At 39.2% G+C, this 15537-nt stretch carries 13 protein-coding genes; 11 read left to right on the top strand and 2 right to left on the bottom strand.

What is annotated here, in order from left to right; all coding sequences use genetic code 11:
• Positions 1–6 precede the first annotated feature (6 nt).
• Both FJ218_03775 and FJ218_03770 read right to left on the bottom strand, forming a co-directional pair.
• On the bottom strand, positions 7–1836 hold the full coding sequence (locus FJ218_03775) for a hypothetical protein (protein ID MBM4166023.1): 1830 nt from the start codon (positions 1834–1836) through the stop codon (positions 7–9).
• A 2-nt stretch (positions 1837–1838) separates the two neighbouring features.
• A complete protein-coding gene (locus tag FJ218_03770; protein ID MBM4166022.1) occupies positions 1839–2456 on the bottom strand; it encodes a hypothetical protein in 618 nt (205 codons plus the stop codon).
• A gap of 315 nt (positions 2457–2771) precedes the next feature.
• Between FJ218_03770 and FJ218_03765 the strand changes: the two genes are divergently transcribed.
• The 11 genes from FJ218_03765 to FJ218_03715 all read left to right on the top strand — a co-directional run bounded on the left by FJ218_03765 (position 2772) and on the right by FJ218_03715 (position 15514).
• Positions 2772–3062: a hypothetical protein gene (locus tag FJ218_03765; protein MBM4166021.1), complete on the top strand. Its 291-nt coding sequence runs from the start codon at positions 2772–2774 to the stop codon at positions 3060–3062.
• 144 nt (positions 3063–3206) lie between these two features.
• Positions 3207–3632: a hypothetical protein gene (locus tag FJ218_03760; protein ID MBM4166020.1), complete on the top strand. Its 426-nt coding sequence runs from the start codon at positions 3207–3209 to the stop codon at positions 3630–3632.
• 118 nt (positions 3633–3750) lie between these two features.
• Positions 3751–5067, top strand: coding sequence for a TolC family protein (locus FJ218_03755; GenBank protein MBM4166019.1), 1317 nt, complete (start codon positions 3751–3753; stop codon positions 5065–5067).
• 119 nt (positions 5068–5186) lie between these two features.
• Complete coding sequence (locus FJ218_03750; protein MBM4166018.1) at positions 5187–6437, top strand: efflux RND transporter periplasmic adaptor subunit; 1251 nt, start codon at positions 5187–5189, stop codon at positions 6435–6437.
• A 38-nt stretch (positions 6438–6475) separates the two neighbouring features.
• Positions 6476–7036, top strand: a complete 561-nt coding sequence (locus tag FJ218_03745) for a hypothetical protein (GenBank protein MBM4166017.1) — start codon at positions 6476–6478, stop codon at positions 7034–7036.
• A gap of 123 nt (positions 7037–7159) precedes the next feature.
• On the top strand, positions 7160–10462 hold the full coding sequence (locus FJ218_03740; GenBank protein MBM4166016.1) for an efflux RND transporter permease subunit: 3303 nt from the start codon (positions 7160–7162) through the stop codon (positions 10460–10462).
• 607 nt (positions 10463–11069) lie between these two features.
• Positions 11070–12263, top strand: a complete 1194-nt coding sequence (locus FJ218_03735) for a phosphoglycerate kinase (protein MBM4166015.1) — start codon at positions 11070–11072, stop codon at positions 12261–12263.
• 406 nt (positions 12264–12669) lie between these two features.
• Positions 12670–13137, top strand: coding sequence for a response regulator (locus FJ218_03730; GenBank protein ID MBM4166014.1), 468 nt, complete (start codon positions 12670–12672; stop codon positions 13135–13137).
• Positions 13138–13215: 78 nt separating this feature from the next.
• The gene (locus FJ218_03725) at positions 13216–14118 is read left to right on the top strand and encodes a rhomboid family intramembrane serine protease (GenBank protein MBM4166013.1); all 903 of its coding nucleotides are present in this window, start codon (positions 13216–13218) and stop codon (positions 14116–14118) included.
• Positions 14119–14243: 125 nt separating this feature from the next.
• On the top strand, positions 14244–15392 hold the full coding sequence (gene ispG / locus FJ218_03720; protein ID MBM4166012.1) for a flavodoxin-dependent (E)-4-hydroxy-3-methylbut-2-enyl-diphosphate synthase: 1149 nt from the start codon (positions 14244–14246) through the stop codon (positions 15390–15392).
• A gap of 11 nt (positions 15393–15403) precedes the next feature.
• Positions 15404–15514, top strand: a complete 111-nt coding sequence (locus FJ218_03715) for a DUF433 domain-containing protein (GenBank protein MBM4166011.1) — start codon at positions 15404–15406, stop codon at positions 15512–15514.
• Positions 15515–15537: the final 23 nt, after the last annotated feature.

Here is a 15537-nt window from a genome sequence, read left to right as displayed (position 1 = left end):
TTGAAACTAATTATTGTTTATGTCAAAAAGTGCTTTTCTCATTACTTCTGTTGCTGTTGTTTGTTCAACATAGTACAATGGAAAACCAAAATAAATAACGTTATACGTTGGACCAATGTATCTGGAACCCATCGGAACGCCGTTCCATGGACTTGTGTTGGTTTTGGGAATAAACTGATATATCACTTCTCCAAAACCAAAGGAAGTTCCAGTAACGATAGAATCCATTGCACCACCGTAAGCGAGTTTGGAAGTATCAAAATAGACAGGTGGATAATTGAATAATCCGTTTGCGCCAATACATTCGCGTTGTTTCGTAATGGATGAAGTATCCGTAATAAAATGAAGCACGGAAGAATAGAATTGTTTCTTTTGTGTGTGTCCTCCCAAACTATGAGCGCGATTATACATATCCCAACTGCTGACGATAAGATTGCCGCCGAGATTCAGATACTGTGTAAGGTAACTGATAGAATTTTCAACTAAGAATAATTTTTTTCCAATTCCGCCGCGCACCTTTTTTTCGTTTGTTAAAATGATGCCGTTGTATTTTGATAATGTCCACAATTCCGGAAAACTTCCTCCGACGGAAATGAGAACGGTGTCAAGAATATCCTGCGGTTGCATAACATTGTTCATAATCGTGCGAAAGAAATTCATTCTCTCTGAAGGAGAAGGATTTTCTTTCGTCGGCATATTCTTTTGTAATGTATCCGAATGGTCTATAAGCAAATATCGTCTTGCGACGCTTGGAAGTATAAATTCCGGAATACGCATACGAAAGAGCATGGTATCGGGAGTATCGTCCACAATTTGAAATTGATTTTTTGCTCGTAAAATGAATTGGTGATACCGTGTTGTATCAAGCCATCCGTTATTGACAAAATCGCAATCGAAAGCGGTAATAGTTACTTTATCTGTATTCGGAGGAGAAGTTTTCCATTCCTGTGAATCAACTTTATATTGATATTCCAAATCTGCGCTTAAACTATCGGAGCCGGTAAAATACACTGTTAATCCGCTGTAGGTTTCCGTGATTTCAGGAAGTAAAATTTGTATGGGACTGTACCGACGGAGATTTTTTCTTATCACGGTTAATCCTGGAGGAAGAAATTGAACATTAAATAGTACTGTATCAATATCAGTAATAAATTTATCAAGTCGTGTATCTGGTGGATAAATACGTGGAGTTCCGAATTGAACACGCGCGGGAGTTGGGTCAATTGCTCCTTTGTTATCAATTGCGGCAACTTCAAACGTATGAATATTTAAACTGTCGCGGGAATCAAAAATAAACGTTCCTCTGTTCGGATTTTGAAATTGGCGCGCATCCGCCATAAACACGGAGTCGCCAAACAAGTATAATGATTTCCCACTATCGAGAACAGCAACAATACTATCAGCAACGCTTCCTTCAATAATGGAAAGGTAATGGTAAATGCTAGGAATGGTAGTAGGATGAGTTGAAATTCCTTTCACTTCCGGAACAATTCGCCGATGAATAAACCCTTTGAATGAAGTATTGATAAGCGTTCTCCGCAGTGTTGTGTCGGGAGGATAATTCGGTTGTGATGTGAGCCAACGAAATCGAAAACCAGTCACAAAACCATCTTCATCATCGCCGTTCCAATCCAATTGCACTTTTGCGGTTCCGAAACTATAAATGCTATCCAACGGAGGCACGTTCGACATTTTTGTTGTTGGCATTTTATTAGGATAAACTTTTCCTTCGCTGTTAGGATTTGAGCATCCCTGAAGAAAAACACAAAAAATAAAAAAAACAACGACAAATAATTGCCAGTATGAATTTCTACACGAATGAAATGTTGATGCCATAGTTATTGTACTTTTACAGAAGAAATCCAAAATTTTGGTTGAAAAAGGAACACATCCATTCCATCAACAACGGAACGAATCACCGATGAATCAATATCAACGGAAATAGTTACAACCGTTTTTTTCATTTCATTCACAGTGAAATTTTGAAGGAGATACAAAACTTCCTGTCCCGCTTCCCGTATATCTATGACAGGAATAAACTGGTTTTGATAACCGTTAAAAAAAGAAAAACCGATAGGTGCAAGATTTACGTTCACTCGTTTATATTCGCCTGTAGGAGTGTATGTTTGCCCAAGAATCAGCGAAGAATCCAACGCAAGTGTATCGAGCAAATCAATCAACGAAGGGTAGCGTTTCGTCGAACGAATATCGCTGTAAACCTGAAGAATAGCATCATCGTTGCGAATGGCAGCGACATTGTTGAGCATCACACTGAGTCCGTTTCGGTAAATCGGATGCGATGATCGGTAGAGAGATGTTATTGCTTTGACTCGAATCTCAAGAATCCCCGGTTGCGGAGAACGAAAATTTTCTTCACAACCAAAGAAGAGAAAAGAAAAAATAAGAACGGAAAAAATTCCATACTTCCTGTAAGAAAACATAGAAACAAGAAACATAATTGATGCGCCGAAAGTTATTCGTTAATAAAACGAGGCGCAATAAAAAAAAAGAAGTTGACATACACAAGAAAATACAATTCGAAAAAAAATAAATTCGTCCGATACAGTCATTGCCAACGCCAGAAAGTTTTTTCCTTTTTATTTTGAAGGGTAACGTTAAATTTCTATTTTTTGCACACTTTTTATTTACACTTATTTGTTTCGATACGTTTATGCTTCTTGTGCCCAATGTTCTCCTCCGTCCAAAATGGAGATTCATCGTGTTCTTGCAAGTTATCTTACCGGCGACCGTTTATCTTCTCAATATCCATAATGGATAAACGTCCTCCAATCACTCTGCTGAATAATATCAATGCTGTTCATATTCACTTTAAAGAAATAAAAGCAATGGATAATCATACGAGTTTTATTTCTTGGGATTCGCCCGCCGATGTGTACGCACTTGCATTTGCAGTGAACGATGAAATTTTGCACGAAACAACGTCGTTGCTTTCTTACGTTACAACCGCCATATCGTTGAACGAAGATGAACAACTTTTCTACGGAATTTTATGCTTGAAGATAACCATGATGATTTGGACATTGGTAAATCGTGGGTATTAACGGATAACAAAAATGTTCGCGTACGCTTGAAGTTCTTGGAAAATTTGGCGACAAAACTAATGCTCTGCGTGTCTAAAATATTTTCTGTACTGTTCGGGAACTATTTTATCCTCGACTGTTGTTGAAGAAATCGCTTTGTATTGTATGAAACATTCTCAGAAACATCTATTTCTTTTCGGACGTATTGTTCTTGCGCTCTTTCTTATTTCCAACAGCGGATTTACGATGCTCATCACGAATTGTTTGATGAAGAATAAGTCGTGTTGCGAAAATATGACATCGGCAGAAACCTGTGGTAAAACGAAAACATCGCATTCTGTTTCATTGAACTCGAACGGCGCATCGTGTATGGAAACAAAACTTGTCGGCGGCTCTTCTTCGACAAAGCAAGCGGTTGTTGAACATACGTTTCATATTCCGTCGCTCAAAGAAATTACTTCGTTTGTTGTTTCGTTCAGCAATTCCGTTTTCTCACAACTCAATTCTCTTTTTACTTTCTCCACAAAATTACTTGCAAACGTAATTACTTCGTTGGAGAAGTACGTACTTACCTCAATCCTTCGGATTTAAAATCCTCTTTTAGTTTTGAAATAAGAAATTGAACATCGATTTCATTTCAATCTTATTTTTATCTGCGAACATCAGCGCAATCTGCGGGAAACTTTTCTCCCGCAAATCTCGCAGACTTATGCAGAAAATTTCCATTAACGAATTACATTTAACTCTTTCTATGAAAAAGAAATTCATATTCATTTTTCTTTTGCTCTCTGCAATAAGAATAAACGCACAACAAGATTCGCTCGTTCTTCCCGAAGCGCAAGAGCTTGATTTACAATTTTTGATTGTTGAAGCATTGCAAAACAATCCTGAAATTCAAGCCGCAGATTTCGATTGGGATTTGATGCGAGCGAAAATTACGCAAGCGCAATCGCTCGAAAATCCCGAATTAAAATTGATGCACGAAGAAATTCCCGGTTTGAAATTCGGGGATGCAATGTACTCGCGAGTTGAGTTGATGCAAATGTTTCCTTTTCCGGGAAAAATAAATTTACAAACTGAACTTACGCGTATCGAATCGGAGCACAGTCATCACGACCACTTGGAAAAAATCAACGAAGTGATTGCTAAATTGAAAATGGCGTACATCGAGTTGTGGTTCAATCAGCAAGCGATGGTGTTGAACAGAGAAAACGCGCGATTGATGAAACAATTTCTTTCTGTAGCACAAACAAAATTCGGCGTTGGAGAAACTTCGCTACAAGATGTTTTAAAAGCACAAATTGAAATTACAAAACTCGATAACGACCTTTTTTCTTTTCGGCAAAAAGAATTGAGCGCGAAGACAATGTTGCTCTCAATTTTAAATCGCAAAGAAACTGATACGCTTGGCTTTGCTACAATTTCCGAAGAAGTTGTTTTCAGTGTTTCGCTCGATTCTTTGTTGAATTTATCTGTACAACATCGTCCAATGCTGAAACACGATTCGCTCGACATTCACGAAGGAAATACAATGATTGCAATGGCGAAAAAAGAATACTATCCCGATTTCAACGTTGGTTTACGTTACGACCATTCTTCCGAAAAAAATTTCAACGGGTGGACAATTTCTGCAGGAATTTCCCTTCCGTTTGCACCGTGGACAATTGCAAAACAAGATGCAAAAGTTGAAGAAGCAAAAATTTTTCTCGACAAAGCAAATGCAACTTTGAACGCAACGCGCAATATGGTTTTCGCAAACATCAGAGATTTATATTTCAAAGCAGAAGCAAACAAAAAACAACTCGACAATTTTCGTTTGTCTATTCTTCCGCAACTTCGTACAACGCTCGATGCAAGTTTAACGGAATATCAAAACGGAAAAACAAGTTTTCTGATGTTGCTCGATTCGTATAGAATGTTGGTTGATATGACGCTCGATTATTATATGAAGCGAATGGAATTTGAACAAACGCTCGCTCAACTTGATAGAGAAGTTGGATTTCAAAATGTTGCAAATATGAAATAGCCCGTGCAATATTGTCATTCCCGCGAAAGCGGGAAACTAAAATTGATGAAAGAAAATGGATTCCCGCTTACGCAGGAAAGACAATTACTCCACCAAATTCAAAACAAAAAATAAACTTTATGAAAAAAATATTCTCAATACTCATCGTTGTAATTTCAATATCAAATTGGAATTGCACTTCTTCACACAATGAAGAAACTCAACCGGAAAAAATCACAGAACAAAAAAGAAAAACGTATTACACGTGCCCAATGCATCCATCGGTGCGAAGCGATAAACCCGGTGCGTGTCCCGTTTGCAATATGTCGCTCGTAGAAGTGACGGAAACGGAAAACGAAGAGACACACAGCGAACACAAAACGCTCGGTGATGTTTCTCTTTCTCCATCGAAACAAGTTCTCGCAAATGTTTCAACGACAAAAGCAGAACGAATGAAACTCACGAAAGAAATCTCTGCTGTCGGAACAATAAACTATGCAGAGCCAAACTTCAAACAAATTACAATGCGTTTTCCGGGAAGACTTGAGCGCGTGTATCTCAATTGCTGTACGGGACAAAAAGTTGCAGTCGGCGACCCTGTTGCAGAAGTTTATTCACCCGATGTAATTTCCGCACAAAAAGAATTTCTCCTCGCATTTAATTCGTATAAAGAGGTTCAACAAATCGGAATTGATTTATCTGATGCGCAAAATCTTTTCGAACAAGCAAAACAAAAATTATTTCGCTATGGATTAACCGAAGAACAAATTTCCGAACTTGAAAAGACAAAGGAAGTTCAGGAAATTTTCACGATGTATTCACCTGTTGAAGGAACAGTCACCAAAAGCGAATTCCGTCAACAGCATTATGCTTCAATTGGCGAACCGATTTTTGATGTTGTGGATTTATCTTCCGTGTGGCTCTATATCAATGTTTTTGAAAACGAACTTCATTTCGTAAAAACGGGACAAGGAGTTGAAGCAACAACAGAAGTATATCCTAATGAAAAATTTATCGGAAAGATAATTTTTATTTCTCCGTCGGTTGATGCAACGTCGAGAACAGTTCGTATGCGGGTTGAATTTTCGAACGAAGATGAAAAGTTAAAATTGGAAATGTATATCAATGCAAAAATAAAAATTAACTTGCAAGAAGAAATCGTCGTTCCGTTTTCGTCAATAATATCAACGGGAAATCGCACTGTTGTGTATGTTCAGAAAAGCGAAAAAGTTTTTGAACCGCGCATTGTAACGCTTGGAGCAAAGGCAGAAAACTATGTTCAAATTCTTTCGGGAATTGAAGAAGGAGAAAACATTGTAACAAGCGGAGGATATTTACTTGATTCGGAAAGTCAGTTGCAAATGGGAATAATTAACCACGAATCGCACTGATATTACACGGATTATCACAGATTATTTTAAGAAATACTATGAAATACTTTATTCTCACAACAATATTATTCTTCTATCTCATTCAGCTTAACGGCTGTATGATGATGCACGGCGGGATGATGGGAAAATCACATTCATCCCATACTCAAGCAGAAGACAATGTTAAACCGATTGTGAAAGATGCAACCATCGGCGATTATCACCTTGTAGCAGAATTTCCTTCACTGGTTCAACACAGCGAAACAAAATTTTCTCTGAAAATTATTTTGCCGAATGAATCACTTTGGACAAATGCGCACGTGCGTATCAAAATTTCGGAAGGAAAAGAAAATGAAATTGATGAAGTGCTTTCGCCATCAAACGAAGGAAAGTATGAATACTCTTTTCCAGTTCACGAAAAAGGTTTGTACACTATTGCATTTGTTGTCGAACAACTCGATGAATCACTTTTGAAAATGCCAATCATTCTTTCGTCGGAACAAACCGTGCAAGAAATGAAACATAAAAATACCGGCGACAACGAAACTTCTCTGTGGTATTACGTTGGAGGAGTTGCTATGGTTGCAATGATGGTTGTAATGATGGGGAGAATCTTTTGAAATGATTTGTGATGTGAGATATGAGATGTGCGTAATAATGAGAAAAACTATTTTGCCTCAAATCGCAAATCCCATATCGCATATCGAAAATTAAAATCGTAAATCGTAAATCAAAATTCACTTATGATAGAAAAAATAATTGACTACTCCGCGCGCAACAAATTCATCATCATTCTTGCGTACGCTATAATCATCGGCTGGGGAATTTGGTCGTTAAAACATACGCCCGTTGATGCAATTCCCGATTTGTCCGACAATCAAGTCATCGTGTTCACGCAGTGGATGGGACGCTCGCCGAAAATTATCGAAGACCAAATCACGTATCCGCTCGTAACAAACTTGCAAGGACTTCCGAAAGTAAAAGATGTGCGCGCGCAATCGATGTTCGGAATGTCGTTTGTGTTCGTGATATTTGAAGACAACGCTGATATTTATTGGGCGCGAAGTCGTGTGCTCGAAAAACTCAATTATGCTTCATCATTTCTTCCTGCGGGAGTTGTTCCAACACTCGGTCCCGACGGAACAGGAGTTGGTCACGTGTTTTGGTACACGGTGGAAAGCAGCAAACATGATTTAGCAGAACTTCGCGCAATTCAAGATTGGTACATTCGCTATCAACTTAATTCTGTAAAAGGAGTAGCGGAAGTTGCGAGCGTTGGAGGATTTGTCAAACAATATCAAATTGATATTGACCCGAATAAACTTGCCGCGTACGATATGAGTTATATGACGCTCGTTGATGCAATAAAAAATACCAATCGTGAGGTCGGTGGAAAAATTATCGAACAAAATAATATTCAATTGTATGTGCGCGGCGAAGGTTATGTGAAATCCATTTCGGATATTGAAAACATTGCTGTTGGAACGGGAAACAACGGCGTTCCGATTTACATAAAAAATGTTGCGACAGTTCAACTGGGAAATGATTTGCGTCTCGGTTTGCTCGATAAAAACGGTGAAGGTGAAGTAGTGGGTGGAATTATAGTAATGCGCTACGAAGAAAACGCAAAAGATGTTATCGTCCGTGTGAAAGAAAAAATAAAGGAAATTGAAAAAGGTTTGCCGAAAGGCGTAACAATAAAAACCGCTTATGACCGTTCGGAACTCATTGACCATTCCATAAAAACGTTGGAGGATGCGCTTGTAGAAGAAGCAATCGTTGTAAGTTTGATGGTGCTGATTTTTCTTCTTCACGCCCGAAGCGTGTTGCGCGTCATTATCGAAATTCCCGTTGCTGTTCTCGTTGCGTTTATTTTTATGAAAGAGTTCGGCATCACTTCCAACATTATGTCGCTCGGGGGAATTGCAATTGCGATTGGTGTAATTGTTGATTCTTCGATTGTGCTGGTAGAAAATGCGTATCGCAATGTTGCTCGCGCGCAGGAAGAAAAAGGAACACTGACAAAAGAAGAGTACATCGAAATTTCTATTCTATCTGCAAAACAAGTTGGTCCCGCAATTTTCTTTTCGGTTGCGATTATGGTAGTTTCATTTCTTCCCGTTTTCTTGCTCGAAGGACAGGAAGGAAAACTTTTTCGTCCGCTTGCATTCACGAAAACATTTGTGCTTGCCGGTTCTGCCATCATTGCCATTACACTTGTGCCGATGTTGATGACAATGTTGACGCGTGGAAAATTCAGAAGCGAACATAGAAACCCGATTACCAAATTTTTGAATTGGCTCTACGCGCCGATTATTCATTGGGTTTTGAAATGGAAGAAAACAACGATTGCGCTCAATGTCATTGCGCTTCTTATTACTATTCCAATGATGATGAACATCGGAAGTGAATTTATGCCGCCACTCGATGAAGGAAGTTTGCTTTTTATGCCGGTCACATTGCCAAATGTTTCGATTACCGAAGCGAAAAGAATTTTGCAAGTGCAAGACAAAATTATTTCCGATTTTCCCGAAGTGGAACAAGTGCTGGGAAAAGTCGGACGCGCAGAAACAGCAACGGATAACGCGCCGATTAGTATGATTGAATCCATCATTCTTTTAAAACCGAAAGAGAAGTGGCGCGAAGGAATGACGAAAGATAAATTGATAAGCGAACTCGATGCGAAGTTACAAATTCCCGGTGTGCGTAACGGATGGACACAACCGATAATAAATCGTATCAATATGCTTTCAACGGGAGTGCGAACGGATTTGGGCGTGAAAGTTTTTGGCGACAATCTCGATACACTTGAACGACTTGCAATTGAATCGGAAAAAATACTGAAAACTATTCCCGGCGCGGCGGATTTGTATGCGGAACGAACAATCGGCGGAGAGTTTCTCGATATCAATGTTCAACCGGAAAAAGTTGCGCGATATGGAATCAATGTCGGCGATGTATTAAATGTAATCGAAACAGCAATAGGCGGAGAAAATATTTCTACAACAGTCGAAGGACGAAGACGATTTCCGATTCGCGTTCGCTTCGCAAAAGATTTTCGTGATAATGTTGAAGCGTTGAAAAGAATTTTGATTCCTGTTCCGGCAATGATGAATGAAGAAGAAAGTAGTCAGAAGCCAGTAGTCAGTAGTCAATCGTCAATGAATTCAATGTCAATCGGCAACAACCAATCATCTGATGTGAGCAATGTAAAATCTAAAATGTCAAATGTAAAATTCACATTCATTCCTCTTTCAATGCTCGCCGATATAAAACAAGTTTCCGGTCCGCCGATGATTTCGAGTGAAAATAGTTTGTTGCGTTCCATCGTTTTTCTCAATGTGCGCGGACGAGATATGGGAAGTTTTGTAACTGAAGCAAAAGAAAAACTCGATGCACAACTTAAACTTCCCGCCGGTTATTATGTTGCGTGGAGCGGACAGTGGGAAAATCAAATTCGCGCGAAAGAACGAATGCAAATGGTGATGCCAATCGTGTTCTTCATAATTTTTCTGATGTTGTATTTTGTAACAAAAGAATTTACCGAAGCATTTGTCGTAATGCTTTCCGTTCCGTTTGCGCTCATTGGCGGCGTGTATCTCATTTATTTTTTGGGATATAATTTTTCTGTTGCTGTGTGGGTGGGATTCATTGCGCTCTATGGTCTCGCAGTGGAAACCGGTTTGGTAATGGTTGTCTATTTACACGAAGCGCTCGATAGAAAACTTCACGCGTACGAAAAAGGCGAGCGAGAAAAAATTACCGAGCGGGATATTACCGAAGCAACGATTGAAGGTTCGGTGTTGCGATTGCGTCCGAAAATTATGACGGTGGGAACGAGTTTGATTGGACTTCTTCCGATAATGTGGAGCAGCGGAGTTGGCGCAGACGTAATGCAGCCACTCGCCGCACCGATGATTGGCGGATTGGTAACGTCAACGATTCACGTGCTTGTAGTTACGCCCGTTTTATTTCACTATATGAAAATGCATGCGCTGAAAAAAGGAAAACTTACCAAATCAAAAATGGCGGGGTGGATGAAGTGAGGGAGGGAATATTGATAAAAAATATCCTTTGATAATTTTCAACTTGATATTATATAACCGCAAAGCACACAAAGTTTTTCGCAAAGTAACGCAAAGGAACATTACGCGTATTGCTTTTCTGTTCGTTTGGTAACGGTGGATGTTCTTCTCATTTCTTTCGGTTCTTCAGAAACTCGCTGAATTCTTTTTTCTCTTTTTCTGTCCACGGTTTATCGAGAAAAACAACATCAACATCGTCTAATTTTTTATGGTTTGTCATAGGTGAAACCTTTAAAATATTGTTGAACTAAATCAAATGATTCTTTTGCATCAATATACATTCTGTTCTCGGAAATTTGTTTTGCGCTTTCTCATTCGTTCAATTTTTTCGGATTAAATTTACAAAACTTTTGGTGATATCTTTTTTGCTTCTGCTCGGCGTTTAAGAAATTAACTGCAACGAATGCAGAGAAGCGAACCAACGGAAGATTTCCTGACGATTGTTATATCGAATTTAGAAAAGAAGAATATCAATCTTTGAAACGAGTGTTTTAATTCTTAAATTTTTCCGCAATTTTTTTTCTACATAACAATTCAACAGCAACTAAAATTTTTAAGGATTTATTTTATGGCAAAACTTACACTGAATGATATTTCATTGACAAACAAACGCGCTTTGATGCGCGTGGATTTTAACGTTCCGCTCGATAAATCGCAAAACGTCGAAGACGAAACTCGCATTCGTGAATCGCTTCCTTCCATTACAAAAATTCTCAATGATGGCGGAAAACTTATTTTGTGTTCGCATCTCGGAAGACCGAAAGGCGTAACGCCGGAATTTTCTCTCAAACCGGTTGTTGCAAAACTTTCTTCTCTTTTGGGAATGGAAGTGAAGTTTGTTTCCGATTGCATTGGTGATGAAGTTACGAACGCCGCAATGAATTTGAAAAACGGCGAATGTTTACTGTTAGAAAATCTTCGCTTTCACAAAGAGGAAGAAAAAAATGACCCAGAGTTTGCAAAAAAACTTGCATCACTTGGTGAAGTATTTGTGAATGATGCATTCGGAACAGCACATCGCGCGCACGCATCAACGGAAGGAGTTACGCATTTTCTTTCGCCGTGCGTCGCAGGATTTCTTATCGAGAAAGAACTCAACTATCTCGGAGAAGCAACGGCAAATCCAAAGCGTCCGTTCGTTGCAATTCTTGGCGGAGCAAAAATTTCCGGGAAGATTGATGTTCTGGAAAATTTGATGAGCAAAGTTGATTGTATTCTCGTTGGCGGCGCAATGATTTTTACATTTTACAAAGCGCAAGGATTCAATATTGGCAAATCGCTTGTCGAAGATGATAAACTCGAACTCGCGAAATCAATTCTTGCAAAAGCAAAAGAGAAAAACGTAAAACTCCTTTTGCCGACGGATGTTGTTATTGCCGATAAAATGGATGCGAATGCAACTGCAAAAACAGTTTCCATTTCCCAAATAGAAAACGATTGGCTCGGTCTCGATATTGGCGATGAAACAATAAAAACATTTTCGAAAGAAGTTCTTTCTGCAAAAACTATTGTGTGGAACGGACCGATGGGAGTTTTTGAAATGGAGCGTTTCGCAAAAGGAACAATGGAAATAGCGAAAGCATTGGCATCAGCAACAAAGAACGGCGCGGTAACAATAATCGGCGGCGGCGATTCTGCTTCGGCAATTGCAAAAGCAGGATTGGAAAAAGAAGTTACGCACGTTTCTACCGGTGGTGGCGCTTCGTTAGAATTTCTCGAAGGAAAAATTCTTCCGGGAATTGCGGCGTTAACAGAGAAGTAAAAAAAATAAACCTTCAAGGTTTGTATAACACAATGGCTGTCGTAAACTTATTAAACGACAGCCATTGTTTATAGCAAGAAAATTAGTAATGTGAAATCACATCCAATTTCCCCGGGTAGAACGTTACACTCTCGCCCGGTTCTAAGAGTTAAAAGCGGCAGTGAAATTTTCACTGCGGCAGAGTAATGCGATATCCTCTTTACGTTGTTCCACATTACCCTCAGGTACGTTCCTTCGCCTGTATGAAAAGCTGAACAATAATCGCTGGCAAAATGTATGAAGAAAATTTTTCCTCTCCCAAAAATTTTTGCCAATGAAAAATCTTCCGTTCTTTTTAAACTGTGAAGTCGCACGTTTGACTATTTTACCTATATTTTAACTGTTTTTAAGTTTTGAAGATATTTTTATGAGTATCCTCTCTCTCTTTTTATTTTTATGCGTAATAGAGAAAATGGTGCATAATAACAATGGTTTTTTTGACGTGGAAAGTGAAGTAGGAAAAGGAACGGAAACGCTTTTGGATGTCGAAGATGAAGAATTGCTGCGTGATTTTGTGAAAACAATGTTGGAAAGTGTTGGATATACGGTGTATGAAGCGCGAAACGGAGAAGAAGCCGTTGAAGTGTACGGGCAAAAGAATAATGAAATTCAACTTGTGATAAAATATATGGGATTACCGCGACTCAGTGGCGGAGAAGAATTTTACAAGTTGAAAGAAATCAATGCAAATGTAAAAGTTATGCTTGCAAGCGGATTAGTAGAGCCGTCCGTAAAGAGCGAACTATTGAAACGAGGAGCGAAAGCGTTTATTCAAAAACCGTACGAAGTGCATCAATTGTTGAAACAAGTGCGGGGAGTTTTGGATGCGAAATAAAAAATTGAAAAACATTTCAGTATTTTGTTCACCGAATTCATACGTATAATTTCTAAACCCGAAAACCGAAAATAATAGATGTCGTGGTATCGCACAACAAGAAGCAATAATTACTACCGTCCGAGTTTCTTCGGCGGATTTCAATTTTTTCCTCCTGTCATAAAAATGTTGCTCCTTGCAAATGTTGCAATATTTTTCGTTTCGGGATTTCTCGATAATTTTCTTATTGGTGAAATTCCGTTACGTTATATTCTCGCCGAAATATTTTATTTGTTTCCGTTGGGAGCCGGATTTCAAATATGGCAATTGTTCACGTATATGTTTATGCACGCGGGATTCAGTCATATATTTTTCAATATGTTTGCGCTGTGGATGTTCGGAATGGAATTGGAAAACGAAATGGGTTCAAGGAAATTTCTGTATTATTATTTCGTGTGTGGAATTGGAGCAGGATTGTGTAATCTTTTTGTCGCTCCGTTATTTACAGAAGTAGGACCAACGGTTGGAGCAAGCGGCGCAGTCTATGGAGTGTTACTTGCGTTCGGAATGATGTTTCCTGATAGAATCGTGTTTATGTATTTTCTTCCGATGCCCGCAAAGTTTCTTGTCGGATTGTATATGGCGTTGGAACTGTATGCTGGAGTAACAGGAACACGCGACGGTGTTGCACATTTTGCCCATCTTGGCGGCGCGGCCGTGGGATTTCTTTTTTTACTATTTGATTCCAACGGGTTTCCCGGAGAAAATATCTTTAATCGCATTGCCGATAAATTTTCGCATCGAGGAAATGGAGATGATTGGTATAAGAATAACCGCGCTTCGTATCATATTGAAAAAGAAGAATATTCTTCGGACAAAACAGAGAATGTGAATCAAGAAGAAATTGATACAATTCTTGATAAAATCGCAAAGCACGGTTATGCGCAACTGTCGGATGAAGAAAAGAAAATTCTTTTTGATGCGAGTAAGAAACTGAATTGAAAACATATTATAGCACAATAACTTTTTTAACTAATGACTAATTACGAATGACAAATAACAGTCATTGGTAATTTGTCATTCGTAGCGGCAATGTTCAATGTAAAATGTAAAATATAAAATCAACAATGCTCGAACTTCCTGTTCTCAATAATTTTCAAACAGAAACAAAACCATCAAACGGCAACGAACAACATCAAAATTACAAAGTTGGTATTCGCAGAAAAACGCGCGTTGTAAATGTCGGCGGAATTTTAGTCGGCGGCAATTATCCGATTTCCGTGCAGACAATGACGAAAACAAAAACGAGCGATGTTGATGCGACCGTAAAACAAATTTGCGATGCTGCGGATGCCGGTTGCGATATTATCCGCGTAACAGTGAACGATAAAGAAGCCGCAGATGCAATGTCGGAAATTGTAAAACGCTCGCCCATTCCGATTGTTGCGGATATTCATTTCAATCATATTTTTGCGTTGAAATCTATCGAAGCAAATGTTGCAAAAGTGCGGCTCAATCCCGGAAACATCGGAAGCAAAGAGCGCATCAAACAAGTGCTCGATGCGGCGAAAGCAAAACATATTCCGATTCGCATTGGTGTAAATTCCGGTTCGCTTGAAGAAGATATTTTGGAAAAGCACGGTTATCCCACAGCAGAAGCGTTGTTCGAAAGCGCAATGCGGCATGTGGAAATTTGCGAAGAAAATAATTTTCACGATATCATCATTTCCGTAAAATCCACAGACGTGCGATTGATGATTGAAGCGTATCGCCTTGTAGCGCAGCGAACTGATATTCCGCTTCATCTCGGCGTAACGGAAGCGGGAACAACAAAAATCGGAACGATAAAATCCGCTGTCGGAATCGGAACGTTGCTTGCAGAAGGAATTGGCGATACGATTCGTGTTTCGCTGACGGATGAACCGGTAAAAGAAATTGAAGTGGGAAAAGAAATTTTACGCTCGCTCGGACTTGCATCGCGGAATATTGAACTCATTGCTTGTCCCACGTGCGGGCGATTGGAAGTAGATTTGTTCGGAATAATGGCGCAACTCGAAGAAAAACTTGCGGGAATAAAAAAGCCGATTAAGATTGCAGTTCTTGGCTGTGTTGTCAATGGTCCCGGCGAAGCAAGCGAAGCAGATATCGGAATCGCGGCGGGAAAAGGTGTTGCCATTCTCTATCGCAAAGGAGAAGTAATAAAGAAAGTAAAAGAAGAAGAAATCGTTTCAACGATTTTGGAAGAAGTAGAAAAGTTTGTGCCGGAAAATAATTGAGGCAGAAAAATATGTTAGGATTTGATAGAATTACATTTCAACAAAATATAATGGCGGGACAAGCCTGTATTCGCAGAATGAGAATTCCCGTTTCAATGCTCGTCAATTTAGTGCGATTGTAGGGGCAATTCATGAATTGCCCCTA

The sequence above is a fragment of the Ignavibacteria bacterium genome (assembly GCA_016873775.1).
Lineage (GTDB): Bacteria > Bacteroidota > Ignavibacteria > UBA10030 > F1-140-MAGs086 > JAGXRH01.
The sequence above is the reverse complement of the archived record's forward strand: the minus strand, read 5'-3'. Positions and strand labels throughout refer to the sequence as shown.

Excerpts from the sequence above, each read along its gene's own strand:
- FJ218_03775 (MBM4166023.1), bottom strand. The coding sequence starts at position 1,836 with ATGGCATCAACATTTCATTCGTGTAGAAATTCATACTGGCAATTATTT.
- FJ218_03770 (MBM4166022.1), bottom strand. The coding sequence starts at position 2,456 with ATGTTTCTTGTTTCTATGTTTTCTTACAGGAAGTATGGAATTTTTTCC.
- FJ218_03765 (MBM4166021.1), top strand. The coding sequence starts at position 2,772 with ATGGATAAACGTCCTCCAATCACTCTGCTGAATAATATCAATGCTGTT.
- FJ218_03760 (MBM4166020.1), top strand. The coding sequence starts at position 3,207 with ATGAAACATTCTCAGAAACATCTATTTCTTTTCGGACGTATTGTTCTT.
- FJ218_03755 (MBM4166019.1), top strand. The coding sequence starts at position 3,751 with ATGCAGAAAATTTCCATTAACGAATTACATTTAACTCTTTCTATGAAA.
- FJ218_03750 (MBM4166018.1), top strand. The coding sequence starts at position 5,187 with ATGAAAAAAATATTCTCAATACTCATCGTTGTAATTTCAATATCAAAT.
- FJ218_03745 (MBM4166017.1), top strand. The coding sequence starts at position 6,476 with ATGAAATACTTTATTCTCACAACAATATTATTCTTCTATCTCATTCAG.
- FJ218_03740 (MBM4166016.1), top strand. The coding sequence starts at position 7,160 with ATGATAGAAAAAATAATTGACTACTCCGCGCGCAACAAATTCATCATC.
- FJ218_03735 (MBM4166015.1), top strand. The coding sequence starts at position 11,070 with ATGGCAAAACTTACACTGAATGATATTTCATTGACAAACAAACGCGCT.
- FJ218_03730 (MBM4166014.1), top strand. The coding sequence starts at position 12,670 with ATGAGTATCCTCTCTCTCTTTTTATTTTTATGCGTAATAGAGAAAATG.
- FJ218_03725 (MBM4166013.1), top strand. The coding sequence starts at position 13,216 with ATGTCGTGGTATCGCACAACAAGAAGCAATAATTACTACCGTCCGAGT.
- ispG (MBM4166012.1), top strand. The coding sequence starts at position 14,244 with ATGCTCGAACTTCCTGTTCTCAATAATTTTCAAACAGAAACAAAACCA.
- FJ218_03715 (MBM4166011.1), top strand. The coding sequence starts at position 15,404 with ATGTTAGGATTTGATAGAATTACATTTCAACAAAATATAATGGCGGGA.